Origin of the sequence: Sphingomonas asaccharolytica NBRC 15499, assembly GCF_001598355.1 — a bacterium.
In the GTDB taxonomy this organism is placed as follows: domain Bacteria; phylum Pseudomonadota; class Alphaproteobacteria; order Sphingomonadales; family Sphingomonadaceae; genus Sphingomonas; species Sphingomonas asaccharolytica.
Genome location: NZ_BCYU01000039.1, coordinates 18,308 through 40,131, shown reverse-complemented (window position 1 = coordinate 40,131; position 21,824 = coordinate 18,308). Strand labels below are relative to the sequence as shown.

The window sequence follows — 21,824 nt, the reverse complement described above, 5'->3', positions numbered from 1 at the left end:
TCCTGCCTCCACCACCACCACCACCACCACCCCCGCCGCCGCCCCCGCAGCAGCCGCGCGTCGTTTATGTCCCGGCGCCCCCGCCGCCGCAGCCGGTGGCGGCGCCGCCCCCACCGCCGCGCACCTCGGCCGATCCGGTGCTCGTGCTCGACACCACGACCGGAGAGGTTGTCGCTGCGACCGGGCCGGCTGGAGAAGGTGGCGCGGGCGCCGTCGCGACAGCCAATCCCGGCAGCGGAGGCAGCACGCTCGGCGGCCGGTCGCGCGCGTCGGTGCTACGCAATCGCGCGACCACAGTGCCGCAGGGAACGCTGATCCCCGCGGTGCTGGAAACCGCACTCGATTCGACTCGGCCGGGCCCGGCGCGCGCGCTGGTGACGCGCGACGTCCGCGGGTTTGACGGCAGCAAGGTGCTGATCCCGCGCGGCAGCCGGTTGATCGGCGAATACAAGGCCGACCTCGAACCCGGACAGAATCGCGCCTTGGTGATCTGGCAGCGGCTGGTCCGTCCTGACGGGGCGACGATCGAGCTCGCCTCGCCGTCGGCCGATCCGCTTGGTCGGGTCGGGATCAAGGGCAAGGTCAATACCCATTTCCTCCAGCGTTTCGGCAATGCGCTGCTGCAGACGTCGCTCAGCATCGGCACTGGCCTCGCCGCTGGCCTCGGCAGCAACAACAATGTCGCGGTGGTCGCGCTGCCCGGCGCCGCGAGCAATGCGGGATCGTCGCTGGTCGGCAACCAGGACATCAAGCCGACTTTGCGCGTCAAGCAAGGCGTGTCGGTCAGCGTGTTCGTCGCCAAGGACCTCGATTTCACCGCGGTGGAGACCAAGCGATAGCCGCCAGCGACCCCATCTATCTGAAGAGCTATCTTGCCCCGTTGGGCGGGATGCTGGCGCGCGACGACGTCACCGACATCTACGTCAATCGGCCCGGCGAGATCTGGGTCGAGACCCTGGGGGGCGCGACCGAGCGGCACGAGGCGCCGGCGCTCGACCGCGCGACGCTCGATCGGCTGTCGCGCCAGATCGCAGCGCTGTCGCATCAGGGGATCAGCCGCGAGCATCCGTTGCTGTCGGCGACCCTGCCCGACGGCGCGCGCGTCCAGGTCGTCGCCCCGCCGGCGACGCGCGGCGACCTGGCGCTGGCGATCCGCAAGCACGTCTCGCCCGATCTCAGCCTGTCGGATTATGTTTCGGCGGGATCGTTCGCCGAGACCAAGCGCGGCGATGTCGGCGGACGAGCTCCGATCGACGTGGAATTGGCGCGGATGCTCGATGCCGGCGACGTGGCGGGGATGCTCGCGACAGCGGTCAAGGCGCGCAAGAACATCCTGGTGTCGGGCGGCACCTCGACCGGCAAGACGACCTTCCTCAACGCGCTGATCCGCGAGATCCCGCCGCACGAACGGCTGATCCTGATCGAGGATACGCCCGAGCTACATCTCGGCCATGCCAATGCGGTCGGGCTACTCGCGGCGCGGAGCGCGCTGGGCGAAGCACAAGTCACCGCCGACAGTTTGCTCGCCGCGTCGCTGCGCATGCGCCCGGACCGCATCATCGTCGGCGAGTTGCGCGGGCCCGAGGCCTATACCTTCCTGCGCGCGGTCAATACCGGCCATCCCGGCTCGATGACCACGGTCCATGCCGACAGCGCCGAACGCGCGATCGAACAGATCGCCTTGCTGGTGCTGCAGACCGGTACCCGGCTGGGGCGTGAGGACGTGCATCATTATGTCCGCAGCACGGTCGATATATTCGTCCAATTGGCGCGGACCGGCGGGCGTCGCCACGTCGCCGAGGTCGTGCTGGCGCGGTAGGCGGGCATTTCGATTATGCCCGGGATCGCACCTTTCGTTTCCACTTGCGGCGCTCGCGGGATGGGGTTTGGCTCGCTTGCAGTGAGGACGGCGCGCGCGGCCACATTTGTCGATGAACAAACGGCCCAGGCCGTTTGGCGGTATGTCGGAGTGTATCGCGTCGAGACCTTTTCCAAGACAATCAACATGTTGAGTGGGCAGGAGACATTTGTTTCGCCGGAATTGACGTGTTGGTTGGCGAGCTGCCGCGCAGTGTAATTGTCCATCGGCGGTACACTTACTGGTATTCGGCGCCGGATGACTGGGGAAAGTCGCCATCCCCTAAGCATTCATATCGATTGTATTGGCAGCAAGGGCAGATTAGCATATCGGTAAATTGGACATTAGGGGGTTTCGACATGGGCGTTTCACACACCAACTCGGTCAGCCGCCGCGGCGTGATGAGCCGGATGGCCGTCGCCGCCGCCGCGGGAATGGTGGCGCCTGCCTTGGCCCCGGTGGCGCATGCAGCCGGGTCGGATGACGGGCTGAAGACATTCAAGGGCCGGTATGCGCTGCGTGGCGGCCGCATCATCGACGGCTATTTCGTCGCGCCCAACAATGCCTCCTACCTCGACGTGGTAGTGGTACTGCATGGCGAGAACGGTTTCGACGCCGGTGCGCGCGCGTTGGCGCACGACCATGCCCGCGCTGGAAAGCTGGCGATCGTGCCCGACATGCCGGCTACCTATAGCGGCATCGCAGCGCTGGCGGGCCGCGACGCGCACGTTGCCGACATCAAGGCGATGCGCGAAGCGTTCGGCCGCCACCTGCGCGGCAACGGCAAGGTCGAGTTCGTCTCCGCCTGAAGTAGGTTCCGCTTTGCTGCGAAAGGGCTGCTGGACGCATCCGACGGCCCTTTTCGTGCGCGCGGCGAGCGTTGGATCGCACACCTCGGCGTTCGGGCGGAGCGCCAACGGGAGTCTCGAGGGTTCCGACGCGGCAAAGCCGCGTCGTCGGTCCTCGCTGCGCGAGGCCGGTCGGGTTCACTGCAAGTATCGCGAATTAGCCCCGCTAATTTGCGGCAGTGAACTGGAGCGGGCGAAGTGATTCGAACTCCGCGCGTAGCCCGGCAGGGCGGAGCGCCAATATAAAGACTCGAGGGTTCCGGCGTGGCAAAGCCACGCCGTCGGTCGCCGCAAGCGACGCCGTCCGGACTTTCACTGATCACGATTTAGCGCAGCTAAAACGCCGCGAATACTGGAGCGGGCGAAGGGATTCGAACCCTCGACCCCAACCTTGGCAAGGTTGTGCTCTACCCCTGAGCTACGCCCGCTCTGGCGCCGGCCCGTGAAGCCACGGGCGGGTAAGGAGCGGGGCCATTAGCAGCGCTCCCGCGGGTCCGCAACCCCCTGTCGCAACCCGATCGAAAAGCCTTGGCTTCGCGGCGCTAGCGCCCACATAAGGGCCTTTGTCGGTGACGGAGAAGAGACTTGGCTACGCTTGGAATGACCCCAGAGCAAAAGGAAGCCGTCGAGGCATTCCGCCGGGACGTAGTCGAACCGTCGATGAGCAAGCTGGTGATCATCGACTTCTGGGCCGAATGGTGCGGGCCGTGCAAAGCGCTGAGCCCGGTGCTGGAAAAGGTCGCCGCCGATTATGCAGACAAAGGCGTGGTGCTGGCCAAGGTCGATACCGACAAGAATCAGTTCATCGCCGTGCAATTCCAGATCAAGTCGATCCCGACCGTCTATGCGATGTTCCAGGGGCAGTTGATCGCCGACCTGACCAGCGCGCGGACCGAATCGCAATTGAAGGCGATGCTCGACCAGGTGCTCCGCCAATTGCCGGTCGAGAGCGCCGAGGCCCAGCAGGAAGCCGAGATCGAGCCATTGGTCGCTGCGGCCGAGCAGATCTTGCATGACGGCGATGCTGAGCGCGCTTTGTCCTATTTCGAGCAGATCGCCGAGATCGCGCCCGATCATCCCGAAGTTGTGTCGGGCCGCGTCCGCGCGCTGGTCTCGCTCGGCCGGCTCGACGACGCCGAGGCAGTGCTCGCTGCCCTGCCCGAAGACGCCGCCAAGGGCGTGGAGGTCGACCGTGCCCGCGCTGCGCTCGATCTCGCACGCTCGGCCCCGCCCGCGCAAGACCTGGCACCCCTGGTCGCGGCGGCGGAGGCCGATCCCGACGATCTGCAGGCGCGGTTCGACTTGGCCAATGCGCAAATGGCCGCCGGACAGCGCGATGCCGCCGCCGATTCGTTCCTGGCAATCGTTGCCAAGGACCGCGCCTGGAATGACGGCGCGGCGCGCACGCAATTCCTGAAGCTGCTCGAAGTGGTCGGGCTGGAGGATCCCTGGGTGTCGGCGCAGCGCCGCCGGCTGTCGGCGATCTTGTTCACGTGACGACCACGCGGCTCTCGATCTTCCCGCTGGCGGGAGAGTTGCTGTTTCCGCGGATGCATCTGCCGCTGCATATCTTCGAGCCGCGCTATTGCGCGATGGTGTCGGACGCGATGGCCCGCGACCGCCGCATCGGGATGATCCAGCCGCGCGGCGACGGTGACCCTCCGCCGCTGTTCGACCTCGGGTGCGTCGGCCGCATCGCCGAGGTCGAGGCGCTCGACGAAGGCCGCTACAACATCGTTCTGGAGGGAACCGCGTTGTTCCGCGTGGCGCGAGAGTTGGAGGTCACCACGACGTTCCGGCAAGTCGAAGCCGAATTGATCCCGCTGCCGCATGAATCCGAGACATTGTCCTTGGGCCACCGCGCCGCATTGGAAACCGAATCGCGGCGGTTTGCCGACGCGCAGGGTTATGCGGTGGATTGGGATTCGGTCGCGCGGCTCGACGACGAAGCGCTGGTCAACGGCATTGCCCAGATCGCGCCGTTCGACGCAGCAGCAAAACAGGCGTTGCTCGAGGCCGCCGATCTGGCCACGCGCGCCGAGCTGATCGTGCAATTGATGCAATTCTTCGGCCGTCACGACGGCGAGGATCGGGTGACCCTGCAATAGGCAACGAGATTCCCTGCGCCTTCGACGGCAATTCAACCATCACTCGTCCGAGCAAATCCGCACGACGAAGCTACCGTTACCTATATAGAAGTTCATGCAGCTCGCCGGGATACCGTCATGCCGGTCGATAGAGCTGTTCGCGATGGCGGGCGATAAACGCACGGACATAGTGACCCGATGCGTCCTTTGCCTTGTCGCTATAAAACCAGTCGTCGAACGCTTCCGCTTCATCGCTTGGTGGTGGCTCAAAGTCGAAAAAGCGCTCTCCGCCCGAATCGATCTCGCCGCTGAGGACTGCCAGTTGGTACTTCAGTCGCAACTGCGCGTCATCGTTCAGGAGGCGAATGGCGGCGATGCTATTGGCCGTAGTCGGCTGCCACCAACGCTTGTCGCGGCGGGCAAGGTGGCGAAGAAGACGTTCCCGGCTCGCTGCCCATTTTTCGGGATCATCCGTTAACGGCACCGGTTGCTTGATTGACGGAGCCGATGGTCGGATGCCTGCTCGGTCATTGCGCGACGAAAGCGTTCGGCAAGTTCTGGCCATTCCAGCGCGTCGACAGCATCGACCGCCAGAGAGAGCGCATTTGGGTAGTTATCGCAGAACTGAATGAAACCGCCGTTGCTGACTTGGCCCACTATGTCAGCCCACATCATGAGCGTTCGCTGCGCTGGCGTGAGGGCCGTATGGCCGGGGTGGCCATAACTATTCCAGCCATTGACCTTCATCACCGACGATACGTGGATCAAGCTTTCACCGGTCGTCCACCAATCTGGATTTGTGTCATTGGCTGCTTGCGCAAACTCGTCATCGGTCATGATAGGGCGGGTATCGATCACAGTTGCTCCAGCATTAGCTGTCTTCTCGGCAATTTCAGCAGACTCCTCGATCGGCAACTATCCAGCTTACCCTGGGATCTGCTGTGAGATGCAGTGGAAGCTGCCGCCGCCGCTCAGGATATGGTCGGCACGCAGGCCAACTGTCCTGCGCCCGGGGAATAGCACGCCGATCGCCTCGACCGCCGCGGCGTCATTTTCGGTGCCGTAGAGCGGCACCACCACGCTGGCATTGCCGATATAGAAGTTCATGTAGCTCGCCGGGATGATCTCGTCGTCGCGCAGCACGCGACCGGGGGACGGCACCGGCACCACCTCGATATCGCCATGCTGGAGCGCGCGCGCGGTGGCGCGTTGATAGACTTGCCAATTGGGGTCGTTCTCGCTCGCTTCGGGAATCGCCAGCCGCCGCGTTCCGACGAATCGCGCGAGATTGTCGACATGCCCGTCGGTATGATCGTTGAGCAGACCATCGCCGAGCCACAGCACTTCGTTAAAGCCGAGGTCGCGATGCAGCAGCTCCTCGATCTCGGCGCGCGACATCGATCCGTTGCGGTTGCGGTTGAGCAGGCATTGTTCGGTGGTCACGACCAACCCTTCGCCGTCGCCGTCGATCGCGCCGCCTTCCAGCACCCAGTTGAAGGTCTCGACCGCCTGCCCACGCGCTTCGGCCAGCCGCGCGCCGATATCGTCATCGCCGGGCAGATCATATTTGCCGCCCCAGCCGTTGAACTGGAAATCGGCCGCCACCCCATCGCCGCGGATGATCGGCCCGGTGTCGCGCAGCCAGATGTCGCCGAACGGCTGGATCACGACCTTGGCGATGTCGCCGGCGCGGCGCCGGGCGGCTGCGGCGGCCTCTTCGTCTGCAGCGACGAGCAGCACTTGTTCGCCTTTGCCATCGGCGTGGACGGCGCGCGCGAAGGCGGTCACCTCGTCACGCGCCGGTTCGAGATCGAGTTCCCACAATTCGGGGTGGCTGGGGAATCCGATCCACACTGCCTTGTGCGGCGCCCATTCGGGCCGGGGAGGGGCAATCTTGATCATTGGCCGGAGCGCGCCCCGGCGCGGGACCGGTCGCGGATCGCGCGGAATTCGGCGGCCTTGTACCAATTCGGCCAAACCGGCGTGTCGGCGAGTTGGCGTCCGAACTGATAATAGAGCGTCAGGTCCTGCACCGCGCCGGCCCAGTTCCAATTGGGATCATATTCGTCCTGCGGCTTGTGATAGCGGTTCTCGATATAGTCGAGCGTCGCGGCATGACCCTTGGCGACGCCGCCATCGACCAGATCCTCGCCCGATCCGCCGTCGAACATCGGCACGCCGAGCCTGGCGAAGCTGAAATGATCGGAGCGGAAATAGCCACCGCGTTCGGGATTGGGTTCGGGCTTCATCACCCGGCCCTGCGCCTCGACCAATGGCTTCATCAGGTCTTCGAGCTCGGACTTGCCGAAACCGGTGACGACGAAGTCCTTGGCCGGGCCGATCACGTTCAATCCGTCCATGTTGACCCCGCCGACCGTCTTGGCGAGCGGGAAGACTGGGTGTTCGGCATAATATTTGGACCCGAGCAGTCCCGATTCCTCGGCAGTGACCGAGAGGAAAACCATCGTCCTTTTAGCCGGGCCAGCCTTCGCCTGCGCTTCCGCCAATGCGATCAGGCCGGCCGAGCCCGAAGCATTGTCGAGTGCACCGTTGCAGATGTCGTCGCCTTTGACCGGGGTGCAGTGGCCGAGATGGTCCCAATGTGCCGAATAGACGACCGTTTCGTCGGGTCGTTCGGTTCCGGGCAGCATACCGATGACGTTCTTCGACGCCTGGCGTTTGATCGTGTTGGTGAAGCCGACCGAGAATTTGACCCCGAGCGGGACGGCCTTGAATCCCTTGACCTTGGCCGCTGCCTGGAGCTGGTCGAAATCCTTGCCGCCGCTGGCGAACACCTGCTTGGCCTTGGCGAGCTGCATCCAGCCGATCGCCTGGCTCTGGTCCATATGGTTGCCCTTTTCATCGAGCTCGAGCTGCGCGCCCGACCAGCTCGACCGCACCACGCCCCAGCCATAAGCGGCGGGATCGGTATCGTGGACGATGATCACCGCAGCGGCGCCTTGGCGCGCCGCTTCTTCGAACTTGTAAGTCCAGCGGCCATAATAGGTCATTGCCTTGCCGTCGAAGAGGCCCTGATTGTTCGGTGCCTGCCAGTCGGGGTCGTTGATCAGCACGACGACCGTCTTGCCCTTCACGTCGATCCCGGCATAATCGTTCCAGCCCTTTTCGGGGGCGTTGATGCCATAACCGACGAAGACGACGTCCGAATTGCGGACGTCGATCTTGGGCGTAACCCGATAGGTCGAGACCACCATGTCGTCGCGATAGACCAGACTGACCGGGGCCTTGCCGCCGGTGAAGGTCATCGGCGTCATGTTCTCGGCAGTCATCTGGACCATCGGCACGTCCTGGAACCAGCTGCCTTCATTGCCGGGCTTCAACCCCGCCGCCTTCATCCGCTCGACCATATAGGCGACGGTCTTGTCCTCCGCCGGCGTGGTCGGCGCACGTCCTTCGAATGCATCGGAGGACAGCGTTTTGGTGACGTCCTTGAGCGTATCGACCGAGATGGCGGGCGCGCCCGACTGGGCAAAAACGGGCGCCGCGGCCAGCGCGGCGAGAGACAGGACGAGACGACGCATCGGTGACCTTTCGGTTGAGATGGCCGCTGTCTGACAGCGGCCCGCGAAGGGTGCAAGCCGGACATGTCCCCGAGCGTCGGGCGCCGCGGCTCCAGGTTCGCGGCCGCTGTCCCACCTATTCGATCCGATATGGGGTGAAAGGCCGGCGTAGATGGTACTCGTTCCTTGCGAAGTCCAGCGTCACGGTTATCCATCGCTACAACAGGGAGTTGGGGGACTTATGCGTAAATTTTGCTTGGCGTTGGCATTTGGCCTGGCGCCGCTCGTCGCCGCGGCGCAGGATTCACCGGCTAAATCGGGCGACGATCTCGCCGGAGCCTTTGGTGCGCGCGAAGCAGTGCATCAGATCAGCCTGTCGCCGGATGGCACCAAGGTGGCGATCATCCAGCCCACCAAGGGCAGGGGCTCGGCATTAATGATCGGCGATCTGGTCAAGGGCGGTGACCTGAAAGCCATCGCCAATTCCACCGGAAATCCGGACAAGCTGGTCGATTGCCATTGGTCGACCGACACGCGGCTGATCTGCCGCATTCTCATTACTACCAATGTCGATGGCGACCGGCTCGGTTTTTCGCGGATCATCGCGGTCGATTCGGATGGCAAGAACCTCAAGCTGCTGAGCGCGCGGACCAGCGATCGCGCGTTGGGACTCATGCAGAATGGCGGCTCGCTGATCGACTGGGGCGCCGGAGGTAATGGATCGGCGTTGATGACCCGGCTTTACGTTCCCGAAGCTTCCACCGGAACGCATATCGCCGAAAGTCAGGCGGGATTGGGTGTCGAGCTGATCGATACGGGCTCGCTATCACGCAAACAGATCGAACCGGCGCGCGAGAGCGCGGTCGACTATATCAGCGACGGCCAGGGCAGCGTTCGCGTCATGGGCATTCAGCCGAAAACCAGTTCGGGATACGATTCGGGCAAGATCATCTATTCCTACCGGACCGCCGACAGTCGCGCATGGAAGCCGCTCACGACGGTAACGATCGTCGGCGGACAAACGGTGGGTTTCGTGCCCTACGCCGTCGATCGAGCGCTCAACGTCGCCTACGGCTTCGAAAATCAGGACGGTCGAACTGCGCTCTACAGCATCGCGCTCGATGGCAGCATGACCAAGAAGCTCATCTTGTCGCGGGCTGACGTCGATATCGACGATCTGATCGAGGTAGGCCGGCAGAATCGTGTGGTCGGAGCGACCTTTGTCACCGATCGCCGCCAGGCGGATTTCTTCGACCCCACGCTGAAGACGTTGCGTGCGGCGCTGGGCAAGGCACTGCCGGGCAAGATTATCACGTTCATCGATGCCAGTGCGGACGAAAGCAAATTGTTGCTGTTCGCAAACAGCGACATCGACCCCGGGCGCTATTACCTGTTCGACAAGAAGACGCGATCTATGGCGGAAGTGCTGGCGTCGCGGCCCGGCCTCGATGGCATCAAGCTGGCGACGGTCAAGCCGATCACCTATCAGGCCGCGGACGGCAGCAATATTCCCGCCTATCTGACGCTGCCGGCGGGAAGCGACGGCAAGAACCTGCCCGCGATCGTGATGCCGCATGGCGGCCCGGGCGCGCGCGATGAATGGGGATTCGACTGGCTCTCGCAATATTTCGCGGCGCGCGGTTATGCGGTGATCCAACCCAATTTCCGCGGATCGACCGGCTATGGCGACGCCTGGTACCAGAAGAACGGGTTCCAGTCGTGGCGGACCTCGATCGGCGACGTCAACGATGCCGGGCGCTGGCTGGTCAAATCCGGCATCGCCAATCCCAGGAAGCTCGCGATCGTCGGTTGGTCTTATGGTGGCTATGCCGCGTTGCAATCGTCGGTGCTCGACCCCGATCTGTTCAAGGCCATCGTCGCCGTCGCGCCGGTCACCGATCTGGACACGTTACGAGACGAGTCGCGCAACTTCACCAATTTCCCTCAAGTCGACGCGCTGATCGGCCACGGTCCATGGGTCGACGAAGGCTCGCCGGCGCACAATGCGGGCAAGATCAAGGCGTCGGTGCTGCTGTTCCACGGCGATCGCGATACCAATGTCGGCATTGGCGAGTCGCGATTGATGGCCGGCAAGATCAAGGGTGCGGGTGGCAAGGTCGAGTTGGTCGAGTTCAAGGGACTCGACCACCAACTCGATGACGATACGGCGCGCACGACGATGCTTGGCAAGGCCGACGCCTTCCTGCGCAACGCGATGGGGTTGTAACGCGGTGCGTTGGGTCAGGCGCGCCGCGCGCTGATCAGCAATTGTGCCGCTACCAGCCGCGCGGTCACCTCGATCGCGTCGCCCGCCACTGTCTCGATCGGTTCAGACAGGGGATGGATCGGCGCGCCCCAGTGTGACCGCGACTCGTCGAATGGGCTGTTTTCGAACGTGACCGCTGCGCCGAAATCGACTCGCAGCCACTGCGCTACGCCATGGATCACGCCGCCATCGGAAATCAGCACCGCAGTTTCTTGGGTCGGGCCGAAGGTCGGCGCCTCGAAGTCCATCGCGAGCAGGCTCGTCGGGCGTGACCGCCGGGTGGCGCCATCGGTGCGCGCGCGCAACACTGCCGGAGAAGGGGCGGCAAGCAGATTGAAGGGCGACATGTCGAAGCCCTCCACCATGCCGAGCGGCCATTCTGCCGGATGATCGAGCGCGACGAGCGCGCAACGCAATTCGGCGCGCGGTGGCAGGATCGGCGCGTCACGCCGGATCAGCCGCCCGCGTGCATCGGCCATCACCTGGACGATGTCATCGCCAAACAACGCGTCGTCGAACAATTCGGACATCAGCAGGTCGGCCGGCTCCGCCAGATCCTGCCCTATTTCCAGCTCGGTCGAATATTTGGAAATGACGGTGATGCGATCGCCCAGCCCGTTGCGCCGCGCGATCTCGCGCGCCGCCGCCGCGATCACCGGATTGGCTTCGCAAGTGATGACCTCGGCGCCGGCTCGGGCGGCGAGCAGCGACAGCAGTCCGGCCCCCGTACCGATCTCCAATACGCGCATTCCCGGGGTCACCAGCCGGGCGATCGCCTGGGAATAGCAAGCGTTGCGGGGGCCGTCGCGCAGCATCGGCGCATGCCAGTGCGGCACGCCTGCCGACAGTGCCGCGCGGACAAGGTCGCGCACATCGGTATCGCCGGGCGCCGCCGTCACCGCAGCCAGCCCGAGCGCATAAGCGTCGCCGGCAATGCCCTTCGTCTTGAGCGCCTGGCACAGCATCGCCATGGCGAGCGGCTCGCCCGCGACGTCCGGATATCGTTGCAGGATATCGATCACATTTCCCCATTGCCGTCGGCCGGTTGGTCCGTTTCGCGACACCAACTGGCGGGTCGGCGCTCTCAACCACACAACAGAACTTCGGACGGTCCTAGAATGTTTATCCGTCAACGCAAAAGGGCGGCCCCATAGGGACCGCCCTTTCGTATATCGACGATGTCGTCCGGATCAGCTCACGCCGATCCGTGTTATCAGCGCGAATAGAATTCGACGACCAGATTCGGTTCCATCTTCACCGGATACGGCACCTCGTCGAGGGTCGGCACGCGAGTGAAGGTCACCTTCGCATTGCCGTCCGGCGAGACGTAATCGGGAATGTCGCGCTCGGCGAGCTGCTGCGCTTCCATCACCAGCGCCATTTCCTTGGCCTTGGTGCCCAGCGTGATCTCGTCACCGACGAAGCAGCGGCGCGACGCGATGTTGCACTTCACGCCGTTGACGCGGATATGGCCATGGCTGACCAGCTGACGCGCGGCGAAGATCGTCGGGGCGAACTTGGCGCGATAGACGATCATGTCGAGGCGCTGTTCGAGCAGGCCGATCAGATTCTGCGAGGTATCGCCCTTCATCCGGGCGGCCTCGTGATAGCAATGCCGGAACTGCTTCTCGGTGACGTCGCCGTAATAGCCCTTGAGCTTCTGCTTGGCGCGCAGCTGGATGCCGAAGTCGGACATCTTTCCCTTGCGGCGCTGACCGTGCTGGCCGGGGCCGTATTCGCGCTTGTTCACCGGGGACTTGGGACGACCCCAGATGTTCTCGCCCATCCGGCGGTCGAGCTTGTGCTTGGCGCTGGAGCGCTTCGACATAAATATTCCTTTGCAATTGCCAACAACGACGCCGCCCGAAGGCGGCGCTAATTCCGGTCATCGCTCTGCTGAGATCAGGAGATCGGCAGGGCCACCGCTTCACCGGAAGTGCGGGGCCGTTTGCGAAGGGCGCGCCTGTTACAGAGACGCCCGCCCGAGTCAAGCCCAGGGGCCGCTCGCGGCTAGCCCCGCCTATATTTACCCGTGAGCGCCTGAGCAGTTCATCGGCTCCGCGCGACTTCGCGGCGTCCATCCCCGCCCGCTCGGTCTTGCTATGACACGTCACGTGGCCGCTGAGAATGGAACCTGTGGCCGGGCCGTCGCGACGACAGATCTTCTTTTCTCTGACGGGGGCGGGCGCGGCAGCAGGCTCGGTGCTGTTCTGCTAGAATGCTGGAGTGGCGATTAATATGGAGCCCACGATCAGCGGGGCGAACCTGAACTGGAGCACGATGTTTTCCCCGAATGATGAACGATCAATGCGCGTCCGAGGCGCCGGTGCCCGACGTGATGCCGTCGCCCGACCGCACGCCGGGGAGTGGGCGATTGTTGACGTCCGGGTCAACGCCAGTGCCATCGATCTTCGCCCATTCGTCCTTGGTGTGGCACGAACTGCGCATCATGTTCGACCCCGGATACGGTTCGAGCGGACGACAGATCTTCTTTTCCTTCTTCGGCTTGGGTGCCGGTTGCGGCGCCGGGTCGCTGGTCTGGGCGAAGGCTGGAACAGCAAGCAACACAAGGCCGGCAGCCGTCATCATCTTGAAACGCATGCAGAACTCCGAGTGGATGAGTCTATTACTTGGTTCGCAGCTCTATCGATTCCGGCGCCACGAAGAAAGTCAAAACGTCAGCCTCGCTGACGTGGATGGGCAAGGGCGGACAAGACGCCGCGCAACGTCCGCACTTCCTGACTCGACCAGCCAGGCTTGGTCAGCAAGGTGCGCAATGTTCGCTTCGTTGTCGGCACGCGGTCGGGTGGGAAATAGAAACCGGCGCCTTCGAGCATCGCGTCGAGTTGGCCGATCATGCCGTCGAGTTCTTCTTGCGGCGCCGGCAGCGGCAGGTCGGTGTCGGTCGGCTGGGCCAGCGCCACGCCCTTCGACCATTCGTACGCGACCAGGATCACTGCCTGGGCGAGATTGAGGCTGCCGAATTCGGGATTGATCGGCACGGTGACGATCGTCCGCGCCACCGCGACGTCGTCGGTTTCGAGTCCCGAGCGTTCGGGACCGAACAGGATCGCTGAGCGGCCGGGCTGGCCGTGGATCTCGCGCGCCGCGGTTTCGGGAGTCACCACAGGCTTGGTGACGCCGCGCTTGCGAACGGTCGTCGCATAGACATGCGGACAATCGGCGACCGCCTCGGCGACGCTGTCGAACACCCGCGCGCGTTCGAGCACCGCATCGGCGCCCGACGCCGCCGGTCCCGCTTGCGGATTGGGCCAGCCGTCGCGCGGGGCCACCAGCCGCATCTCGGTCAGCCCGAAATTGAGCATGGCGCGCGCCGCCTTGCCGATATTCTCACCAAGCTGCGGACGGACGAGGACGATAATCGGCTGATGTAGGTCTGTAGTCTCAGTCACGAGTAAGGCGCGCGCTCCAGGCATAGCCACGATAGAGCGCGCGGTGTTGCGCGTTCAGCCCGATCTTGTCCACCACGTCGAACAGTTCGGCGCGCGGGCTGACGTCGAACTTGGCGAGCCAGGCGAACAGCATCGCGCGGAACCAGCGCGGCAAGCGCTCCTGCTGGCCGAAGTCGACGATGTCGAGCCGTCCGCCGGGCGCGAGCTTGCCTGCCGCCTCGCGGATCGCGCCGGTCCAGTCGGGGATCATCGATAAGGTATAGGATTGGAATACGCGGTCGAACTCGGCGCGGCCGAACATGCCGAATGCATCGAACGCGGTCGCGTCGCCGCGCGCGAAGGTGATGCGGTTGCTCAACCCGGCCTTGGCGACATTGGCACGCGCGGTCTCGAGCATCGCTTCGGAGATGTCGACGCCATAATAATGCGCGTCGGGCCAGCGCCGCGCGGCGACGATCAGATTGCGCCCGGTGCCGCACCCCGCTTCGAGCACGCTGCCGCCCGGCGGGGGCGCGAGCCCCTCGATCAGCGCGTCGCGTCCCAGCAGGTAGTATTTGCGGGTGAGGTCGTAAAAGTGGCGCTGGGAGCGATAGATCGCGTCCATCTGCGCCGCATGCGGCTGCTCGCTCAGGCGGCGTCCCCCAGCACGTAGAGATGCACGCCGCCATAGATCGAGGAACGATCGCGTCGGGTGTAATCGAGCGATTCCTCGGCGCGATAAGTCCAGTGGCCGAGCACGTCGTCGGGCACGCGGCCCGGCAGGATGCTCGGCTCGCCCGCGGTGCGGAACAGCACTCGCGATCCCGGCCGCGCGGTGCGCGTGATCTCGGTCCAGAGGTCGGTCAATTGCTCGTCGGTCATCCAGTCCTGCGCATCGAGCAGGATGTAGCGGTCGAGCGATGCATCGGGCTGACGCCTGAGGAAATCGGTGTAGTTGGAATGGAGGATTTCCATCCGGTGGAGCCGATCGACGACATCGGCATAATTGTCGGCCTGGAGATAGGGCGGCAGCGGCGCTTCCGGTCCTTCGCCATAACCGCGGCCGAACGCCTGCCAGGCAAAATAATTGTCCTTGAGATCGAAGTCGCAAGCCAGCTTTTCGAGCCGCTCGCGCAGCACCGTCGCCATCTTGGCGTCTCCCGCCAGCGCTTCATATTGCGCGGGCGGGATGCCGAGCCCGAACAGCGAGGCGGGTTGGTCGGTCAGCCAGCGCACGAACGCCTTGTCGAAAAAGGGCGCATATTCGCGATCGAATATCTCGCGCTGTTCCTCGATCGTATTGGCCTTGAGGATCGCCTTGGGATCGAGCCCATGGAGCCGCGCCAGCATATGCGCCGCGCCGATGAAACCGCCGAGCAGTCCGCGCTTGTACAGCCCCTTGGCGAACCCGCCGATCCGCCTGCGGCCGATCAGATCGCGGCTTTCCCAATAATGCCGCGTCGGCTCGTCGAGATGCGGACGGATATGGGTTTTGTACGCCGCGATGTTCGCCTTGGTGTTCGCTTCGGCGAAGAAGCGGTGGAAGGCGTCGTAATCGGGCAAATGCCGCGCTGCCGCGAGCTTCAATTTGTTGAGCGCGATATGCGCGGTGTTGAGGTCGACCGCGGTGATCCGGCGCGGATTGGCGGTCAGATAGCTGAGCGCGTTGCACCCGCCCGAGGCGATCGTCACGACATGATTGTCGGGCTGGATCGCCAGCGCTTCCATGTCGACCGAGGGATCTTCCCAGATCTGCGCATAGACCAGGCCGCGGAACGCAAAGGTGAACGCGCGTTCGAGGATGCCTTGCTTGGTCAGATGGTCGTGGCGGTGGACCGCATCCTGGACGGCGCGGTTCTTTTGCGGGGCGAGTGCGGTGGCCATGGGCTGTGTCCTATCGGTGCGCGGCGCTTACGCCGCGCGACGGTCTCGCGCTAGGGCAATCCGGTGACGTTTCGATGACGCCCCCGCGACTCGCGATGAAGCGAAGGGGTCACGGGGTCATCGCGCCACCGTCGGGCCAGGTGGCATCGCCGACCCGGGTCAGGTGCATCTCGAAGAAGCGAACTGCCGGCCGGCCCGGCACGACACGCTCGCCGATTTCGGTCCAGACCTTGTCCTTCAGCGTCGCGGTATAGCGGATCGTCGCCGGGCCGGCAGGAATCTCCCAGACATAGCCATCGGCGGTCGGTGTGATGACGAAATCGCCGGCATGGCCGAGCGCATAGGAGCGGAAATCATAGGCTTTCTTCGCCGAATCGTACGAGATCACCGCAAAGGCGTTGAAGCCGATCGATCCGTTGGCGTTGAACGATCGTCCCTCGATCACGCGCAGGGTCCCGCCGAGCATGGTCCCGATACGCTCTGTGTGGGTGACCTTGTGCTCGCCGTTCGGCCCGCGCGTCGTCGCGGTGCCGCGCCAGGTGCCGTCCATCCAGGCGAACTTGCCCACGGCATCCTTCTGCGCGGCGATCACCGCGGGATCCGCCTGCTGCGCGATAGCTGGCGCCGTCATGATCAGTGCCAACGTTCCCAGGGTAATCCGCCGCATATGGTCCTCCGTGTCGCTTCGTGGCAGCTTCGCACCTGATGGCGACGCTTTCCCCCGACCAGCCCGAGCGGCGACGGCCGCGCAACCGCGGCTTCGCGAAGGCCGCACGCAATTTCGCGAAATGGGTCGCGGCACTTCCCGGCATCGTGCGGCTGACGGCAAGCGGGCTCGCTGCGATCGTGCTGGCGACGATCACCGGGGCATTCGGGACGATCGCGATGGCCTATCCGGCGCGGTTCGGTTTCTGGTCGCTGCTGATCGGCTGGAACATCGCGAAATGGATCGCCTGGTTTGCCTGGCGGGTACGGCGCCCGCGGGACTGGCGCCGAGCGGCGGCGATCGGGGCCTTGCTGATCAACCTGCCGCTGCCGCTCGAAATCCCGCTCGCGCTCCGCTTGTTCGGGGTCAGTACCGCAATCGATCCCGCACGAACCTGGATCGAGGCGGCGGCGATTAGCGTCACCTTATTCGTCGCCCTGTTCCTGGCGCGGCGGGCGGGCCCGGCGAAGGCTGTCATTCCCGCCGATACCGGCATCCTGTTTCGCGCCGGCATCCGCGACCTCGCCGACGTGCACGGCCTGCGTGCCGAGGATCATTATTGCCGCGTCCATCTCGCCGACGGACGGACTTTGCTGGTGCTCGCGCGGTTCGCCGATCTGCGCGCCGAACTGGCGGGTATCGACGGCGAACAGGTCCATCGCGGCGCGTGGGTTGCCGCCGCCGGCATGAACGGCGCGGTGCGCGACCGGCGGGCGTGGCGGCTGGTGCTCAGCGACGGCACGCGGCTGCCGGTCAGCGAGACCTATCTCGCCGTGGTCCGCGCGCGCGGCTGGCTCAAGATAAAACCCAAGCTCGGGGTAGCGTAACGCGCCTGGGCTCGGTAAGGGCGTCTCACACGACAGCTCAAAGGACCCGCGCCCAGTTCATGCGCATCGCCATCGCGTCCGATCATGCCGCCATCGCGCTCAAGGCGACGCTTGCGGAATGGTTGCGTGCGGCCGGGCATGAGGTTGACGATCTGGGCCCGCACGACGCGACCAGCGTCGATTATCCCGATTATGGCTACAAGCTGGCCGAGGCGGTCGCTTCGGGCGCGGCCGAGCGCGGCGTCGCCTTGTGCGGATCCGGCATCGGCATCTCGATCGCGGTAAATCGCAACCCCAAGGTCCGCTGCGCGCTCGTTTCCGAGCCGCTGTCCGCCGCGCTTGCCCGCGAGCATAACGACGCCAATGCGATCGCGATCGGCGCGCGGCTGACCGGCGAGGCGATGGCGATCGCTTGCCTTGAGGCCTTTCTTTCCACCCCCTTTGCCGGGGGCCGCCACCAGGGGCGGGTCGACAAGCTCGGCCAGCCCAATCCAACGCCAGAAAATCTAACGAAAGCCTGATCGATGAGCACCAACCCCTCCGCGCTCCACGACGTCCAGCCCCCCTTTAAATTAGATGGCGGCTATTTCACCCGCGGCCTGGCCGAGGCCGACCCCGCGGTGTTCGCCGGCGTGCGCCACGAGCTCGCCCGCGAGCAGAACCAGATCGAGTTGATCGCGTCGGAGAACATCGTCTCCAAGGCGGTGCTCGAGGCGCAGGGGTCGGTGTTCACCAACAAATATGCCGAAGGCTATCCGGGCAAGCGTTACTATCAAGGCTGCCATCCGTCCGACGAGGTCGAGCAGCTGGCGATCGACCGCGCCAAGGAACTGTTCGGCTGCGAGTTCGCCAACGTCCAGCCGCATTCGGGGGCGCAGGCCAATGGCGCGGTGATGCTCGCTTTGGTCAAGCCGGGCGAGACGATCATGGGTCTCAGCCTCGATTCGGGCGGCCACCTGACTCACGGCGCCAAGGCGGCAATGTCGGGCAAGTGGTTCAACGCGGTCCAGTACGGCGTCGATGCGACCACGCATTTGATCGATTTCGACGAGGTCGCGGCCAAGGCACGCGAGCACAAACCCAAGCTGATCATCGCCGGCGGCTCGGCCTATCCGCGCCAGATCGACTTCGCCAAGTTCCGCGCGATCGCCGATGAGGTTGGCGCGATCTTCATGGTCGATATGGCGCATTTCGCCGGCCTGGTCGCGGGCGGGGTCCACCCGACGCCGTTCGGCCATGCACATGTCGTCACCACCACGACACACAAGACCTTGCGCGGCCCGCGCGGTGGCGCAGTCTTCACCAATGACGAGGCGATCGCCAAGAAGATCAACTCGGCGGTGTTCCCAGGCCTGCAGGGCGGCCCGCTGATGCACGTCATTGCCGCCAAGGCGGTGGCGTTCGGCGAGGCGTTGCGCCCCGACTTCAAGCTCTATGCCGCGGCGATCATCGAGAATGCCAAAGTGCTGGCGGCGACCCTGGCCGAGCGCGGCGCGGCGGTGGTCTCGGGCGGCACCGACACGCACCTCGCGTTGATCGACCTGACCCCGCTTGGCGTGACCGGCAAGGACGCCGACGAAGCGCTCGAGCGCGCCGGTATCACTTGCAACAAAAACGGTATCCCCAACGATCCGCTGCCGCCGGTCAAGACCAGCGGCATCCGCGTCGGATCGCCCGCCGGCACTACCCGCGGATTCGGTCCCGCCGAGTTCCGCGAGATCGGCAATATGGTCGCCGATGTGCTCGATGGCCTCGCCAAAAATGGCGAGCAAGGCGACGCGCAAGTCGAAATGGCTGTGCGTGACCGTGTTAATACGCTATGTCACCTGTTCCCGATTTATCCGGAAGGCTGAGACATGAGCGAAGACAATCTGAAGCGGATGTGCACGCATTGCGACGCGGCGCTGCCCGAAGCCGCCAAATTCTGCCCGGCGTGCGGCGTGGCGACCGGCGACGGTTCGACCACCTATGAAGAAGCCAAGGCGTTCGTCATGAACAGCGCATCCGAGGCCGAAAAGACCGCGCGCGAGTTGATGAAGAACGAGGATGCGCAGAAGATCGCGGGTGCCGCGGCGGTTGGTGCGGTGGCGGCGATCGTGCTGCCGATCTCGATGGTGACGGGCGCGGTGATCGGCGCCGGAATCATGGCGTATAATCGGTTCGCCAAATAAGGGGACGTTGATGAGTTCTTCGGACGACACGCTAGCGGCGGCGCGCGCCGCTCTCCACCGCTCGCGCGCCGGAGAGCCCGAACCGGGCGTCGGCGGCGCGATGAAGCGTGGTGCGGTGCTGGGCGCGATCGTCTCGCTGCCGGTAGCGGGCATCGGCGTGATCGGCGGCGCGGTGATCGGCGCCGGTGCCGCCGCGCTCGATAAGCTGACGAAGAAGGACTGATCGACTTTGCGGTGTCCCTTTTGCGGCCACGAAGACAGCCAGGTCAAGGATTCGCGCCCGACCGAGGACGGCGCGGCGATCCGTCGCCGGCGGCAATGCGAAGGCTGCGCGGCGCGCTTCACCACGTTCGAGCGTATCCAGTTGCGCGACCTGGTCGTGCTCAAGAGCGACGACCGCCGCGAGCCGTTCGACCGCGAGAAACTGATGCGCTCGATCTCGGTGGCGACACGCAAGCGCCCGATCGATCCGGTGCGCATCGAGAAACTGGTGTCGGGCATCCAGCGCCAGCTCGAAACGACGGGCGATCCCGAGATCCGCGCGCAGCAGATCGGCCAGATGGTGATGGAGGGGCTCAAGGGCCTCGATTCAGTCGCCTATATCCGCTTCGCCAGCGTCTATAAGGACTTCACCGAGGCGAAGGACTTCGAGGAATTCGCCGGCAGCGTAAGCGAGATCGGGGCGAAGCCTTAAGGCGGGATGGTCGCGCTGGCGGCCCCTGTCTGCCCAGCGCTTGCCAAACAATCCGTCGTCACCCCGGGCTTGTCCCGGGGTCCATCGTGCCTCAATCCCTGGGCAAGCGGCTCAGTGGATGCCGGCGCAAGGCCGGCATGACGGTAAAATAGAACCCGTCCGCTCTCCAATCTCGACGTGACGCCGGCCGAACCGGCGATTAGGCCCACGGCCATGACCGCCTCCGCGATCACTCGCCGCTCGATCGCGGCGCAAGCCTGGCCGATCATGATCGGGCAGATCACCGTGCCGCTGGTCGGGTTGGTCGACACTGCGATCATCGGCCGGACCGGCGACGCGGTGGCGTTGGCGGCGGTCGCGCTTGGCAGTTTCGTCGTCACTTTCCTGTTCTGGACTTTCGGCTTCCTGCGGATGGGGATGACCGGCCTGACCGCGCAAGCCGAGGGTGCGCAGGATGCGGTAGAGGTGCGTGCGCTGCTGATCCGCGGTATCGCTTTGGGGGTCGGACTCGGCGCGGTGTTGTTCGCGCTCCAGATCGTGCTCATCCCGCTCGCTTTTCGTATCTTCGCCGGTTCGGGGCAGCTCGACAAATTGGCGGAGGGGTTCGTCGCCGCCCGCCTGTTCGGCGCGCCCGCCGCGCTCGCGGGGTTCGCGATCAATGGCTGGCTGCTCGGATTGGGGCGGACGCGCGCGGCCTTGCTGCTCCAAGTGGTGATGAATGCCGCCAACATCGCGCTCGACCTGATCTTCGTCTGGCATTTCGGCTGGGGCGCGCGCGGCGTCGGGTTCGGCACGTCGAGTGCGGAGTGGATTGCGCTCGCCACCGGCCTCGCCATTGCTGCTATCGTGCTCGGGCGCGACGGCCGTGCGGCGATCCGCACCGAAGCGGCGCGCGCGTTCGACCCCGTCGCGCTCAAGCGGCTGTTCGGGGTCAATGCCGACATCATGGTCCGCACCGTCGCGTTGCTGATCCTGTTCGGCTGGTTCGCCAATGCCGGGGCGCGGCTAGGGCCGGTCCAGCTCGGCGCCAACCATGTCCTGTCGCAATTCGTCGGCCTCGCCGCCTACGTGCTCGACGGCTTCGCTTTCACCGCCGAATCGCGTGTCGGCCAGGCGATCGGGGCGAAGTCGCGGAGCGATTTCCTCCGCGCGATCCGGCTGACCGGCGAATTCTCGTTCGCCAGCGGGCTGGTGTTCGTCGCGGCGATCGCGTTCGGCGGGCGCTTCCTGGTCGAGCTGATGACCAGCAACTCGCAAGTCCAGGAACGCGCGCTCGCCCTCGCGCCGTTCGCCGCGCTCCAGCCGCTGATCGGGGCGCCGGCGTGGCTGCTCGACGGCATCTTCATCGGCGCGACGCGGGGCAAGGCATTGAGAAACGCCGCGATCCTGTCGACCGCGCTCTACATCGCAACCGATCTTGTGCTGCGGCCCTGGGGCGCGCTGGGCATCTGGATCGCGCTGACCTTGAGCTATGTCTATCGCGCCGGGGCGCTTGCCTTGTGGTGGCCGGGGCTGCTCAAGGACGTCGGAACGCCGCCACCGCTTGCGGAACCGTCCCCCGGGACTTAGA

General features: G+C 64.9%; 24 protein-coding genes and 1 tRNA gene. 13 read left to right on the top strand and 12 right to left on the bottom strand.

All coding sequences use genetic code 11. From position 1 onward, the window contains the following. From SAS01S_RS12200 to SAS01S_RS12185, 3 genes are all read left to right on the top strand, one after another. Positions 1-839, top strand: an 839-nt coding sequence (locus tag SAS01S_RS12200) for a TraB/TrbI/VirB10 family type IV secretion system protein (protein ID WP_245656869.1), incomplete at its 5' end; no start/stop codon positions are given. Between the two features lie 50 nt (positions 840-889). Then, positions 890-1,819 (top strand): P-type DNA transfer ATPase VirB11, encoded by a 930-nt coding sequence (gene virB11 / locus SAS01S_RS12195; protein ID WP_066808287.1) that lies wholly within the window; start codon positions 890-892, stop codon positions 1,817-1,819. A gap of 398 nt (positions 1,820-2,217) precedes the next feature. Further along, on the top strand, positions 2,218-2,667 hold the full coding sequence (locus SAS01S_RS12185; protein ID WP_066808283.1) for a dienelactone hydrolase family protein: 450 nt from the start codon (positions 2,218-2,220) through the stop codon (positions 2,665-2,667). Between the two features lie 392 nt (positions 2,668-3,059). Here SAS01S_RS12185 and SAS01S_RS12180 read toward each other — a convergent pair. Continuing rightward, a tRNA-Gly gene (locus SAS01S_RS12180) sits at positions 3,060-3,134 on the bottom strand. A gap of 172 nt (positions 3,135-3,306) precedes the next feature. On the opposite strand from SAS01S_RS12180, the gene SAS01S_RS12175 reads away from it, so the two are divergent. Then, positions 3,307-4,203 carry a tetratricopeptide repeat protein gene (locus SAS01S_RS12175; RefSeq protein WP_066808281.1) on the top strand — a complete coding sequence of 299 codons (897 nt, stop codon included), beginning with the start codon at positions 3,307-3,309 and terminating at the stop codon, positions 4,201-4,203. Further along, the gene (locus tag SAS01S_RS12170) at positions 4,200-4,814 is read left to right on the top strand and encodes an LON peptidase substrate-binding domain-containing protein (protein ID WP_066808275.1); all 615 of its coding nucleotides are present in this window, start codon (positions 4,200-4,202) and stop codon (positions 4,812-4,814) included. Before SAS01S_RS12175 ends, SAS01S_RS12170 begins: the two co-directional genes overlap by 4 nt. A 115-nt stretch (positions 4,815-4,929) precedes the next feature. On the opposite strand, the gene SAS01S_RS22550 is transcribed toward SAS01S_RS12170, so the two are convergent. Genes SAS01S_RS22550 through SAS01S_RS12150 form a run of 4 tightly spaced genes read right to left on the bottom strand, consistent with a single transcriptional unit; the run spans position 4,930 to position 8,335 of the window. Further along, entirely contained in the window at positions 4,930-5,277 is a 348-nt protein-coding gene (locus SAS01S_RS22550) for a hypothetical protein (RefSeq protein ID WP_157082791.1), read from the bottom strand. Then, on the bottom strand, positions 5,268-5,708 hold the full coding sequence (locus tag SAS01S_RS12160) for a DMP19 family protein (RefSeq protein ID WP_157082790.1): 441 nt from the start codon (positions 5,706-5,708) through the stop codon (positions 5,268-5,270). Before SAS01S_RS12160 ends, SAS01S_RS22550 begins: the two co-directional genes overlap by 10 nt. A 9-nt stretch (positions 5,709-5,717) precedes the next feature. Continuing rightward, a complete protein-coding gene (locus tag SAS01S_RS12155; protein WP_066808272.1) occupies positions 5,718-6,695 on the bottom strand; it encodes an agmatine deiminase family protein in 978 nt (325 codons plus the stop codon). Further along, positions 6,692-8,335: a M28 family metallopeptidase gene (locus SAS01S_RS12150; protein ID WP_066808270.1), complete on the bottom strand. Its 1,644-nt coding sequence runs from the start codon at positions 8,333-8,335 to the stop codon at positions 6,692-6,694. The genes SAS01S_RS12155 and SAS01S_RS12150 overlap by 4 nt, the downstream gene beginning before the upstream one ends. 220 nt (positions 8,336-8,555) lie before the next feature. Here SAS01S_RS12150 and SAS01S_RS12145 point away from each other — a divergent pair, with 220 nt between their 5' ends. Beyond that, complete coding sequence (locus SAS01S_RS12145; protein ID WP_066808268.1) at positions 8,556-10,541, top strand: alpha/beta hydrolase family protein; 1,986 nt, start codon at positions 8,556-8,558, stop codon at positions 10,539-10,541. 14 nt (positions 10,542-10,555) lie between these two features. On the opposite strand, the gene SAS01S_RS12140 is transcribed toward SAS01S_RS12145, so the two are convergent. The 7 genes from SAS01S_RS12140 to SAS01S_RS12110 all read right to left on the bottom strand — a co-directional run bounded on the left by SAS01S_RS12140 (position 10,556) and on the right by SAS01S_RS12110 (position 16,523). Next, entirely contained in the window at positions 10,556-11,602 is a 1,047-nt protein-coding gene (locus tag SAS01S_RS12140) for a 50S ribosomal protein L11 methyltransferase (protein WP_066808266.1), read from the bottom strand. Between the two features lie 191 nt (positions 11,603-11,793). Beyond that, positions 11,794-12,408 carry a 30S ribosomal protein S4 gene (rpsD, locus tag SAS01S_RS12135; RefSeq protein ID WP_066808264.1) on the bottom strand — a complete coding sequence of 205 codons (615 nt, stop codon included), beginning with the start codon at positions 12,406-12,408 and terminating at the stop codon, positions 11,794-11,796. Positions 12,409-12,884: 476 nt separating this feature from the next. Beyond that, positions 12,885-13,181, bottom strand: a complete 297-nt coding sequence (locus tag SAS01S_RS12130) for a hypothetical protein (RefSeq protein ID WP_066808262.1) — start codon at positions 13,179-13,181, stop codon at positions 12,885-12,887. A gap of 77 nt (positions 13,182-13,258) precedes the next feature. Further along, positions 13,259-13,993, bottom strand: a complete 735-nt coding sequence (locus SAS01S_RS12125) for an RNA methyltransferase (RefSeq protein ID WP_281179325.1) — start codon at positions 13,991-13,993, stop codon at positions 13,259-13,261. Beyond that, positions 13,986-14,597, bottom strand: a complete 612-nt coding sequence (locus tag SAS01S_RS12120) for a class I SAM-dependent methyltransferase (RefSeq protein ID WP_066808260.1) — start codon at positions 14,595-14,597, stop codon at positions 13,986-13,988. The genes SAS01S_RS12125 and SAS01S_RS12120 overlap by 8 nt, the downstream gene beginning before the upstream one ends. Positions 14,598-14,620: 23 nt before the next feature. Then, positions 14,621-15,856 (bottom strand): BtaA family protein, encoded by a 1,236-nt coding sequence (locus SAS01S_RS12115; protein ID WP_066808257.1) that lies wholly within the window; start codon positions 15,854-15,856, stop codon positions 14,621-14,623. A gap of 109 nt (positions 15,857-15,965) precedes the next feature. Next, positions 15,966-16,523, bottom strand: a complete 558-nt coding sequence (locus SAS01S_RS12110; protein WP_066808255.1) for a hypothetical protein — start codon at positions 16,521-16,523, stop codon at positions 15,966-15,968. Between the two features lie 38 nt (positions 16,524-16,561). Here SAS01S_RS12110 and SAS01S_RS12105 point away from each other — a divergent pair, with 38 nt between their 5' ends. From SAS01S_RS12105 to SAS01S_RS12075, 7 genes are all read left to right on the top strand, one after another. After that, the gene (locus tag SAS01S_RS12105) at positions 16,562-17,389 is read left to right on the top strand and encodes a LytTR family DNA-binding domain-containing protein (protein ID WP_066808254.1); all 828 of its coding nucleotides are present in this window, start codon (positions 16,562-16,564) and stop codon (positions 17,387-17,389) included. A gap of 59 nt (positions 17,390-17,448) precedes the next feature. Then, a complete protein-coding gene (gene rpiB / locus SAS01S_RS12100) occupies positions 17,449-17,910 on the top strand; it encodes a ribose 5-phosphate isomerase B (RefSeq protein ID WP_066808251.1) in 462 nt (153 codons plus the stop codon). Positions 17,911-17,913: 3 nt separating this feature from the next. Then, a complete protein-coding gene (glyA, locus tag SAS01S_RS12095; RefSeq protein WP_066808249.1) occupies positions 17,914-19,242 on the top strand; it encodes a serine hydroxymethyltransferase in 1,329 nt (442 codons plus the stop codon). A 3-nt stretch (positions 19,243-19,245) separates the two neighbouring features. Continuing rightward, a complete protein-coding gene (locus SAS01S_RS12090) occupies positions 19,246-19,560 on the top strand; it encodes a zinc ribbon domain-containing protein (protein WP_066808247.1) in 315 nt (104 codons plus the stop codon). A 10-nt stretch (positions 19,561-19,570) separates the two neighbouring features. Then, positions 19,571-19,783, top strand: a complete 213-nt coding sequence (locus tag SAS01S_RS12085) for a hypothetical protein (protein WP_066808245.1) — start codon at positions 19,571-19,573, stop codon at positions 19,781-19,783. Positions 19,784-19,789: 6 nt separating this feature from the next. Beyond that, positions 19,790-20,254, top strand: coding sequence for a transcriptional regulator NrdR (nrdR, locus tag SAS01S_RS12080; protein WP_066808244.1), 465 nt, complete (start codon positions 19,790-19,792; stop codon positions 20,252-20,254). A 213-nt stretch (positions 20,255-20,467) separates the two neighbouring features. After that, positions 20,468-21,823, top strand: coding sequence for an MATE family efflux transporter (locus SAS01S_RS12075; protein ID WP_066808242.1), 1,356 nt, complete (start codon positions 20,468-20,470; stop codon positions 21,821-21,823). Position 21,824: the final 1 nt, after the last annotated feature.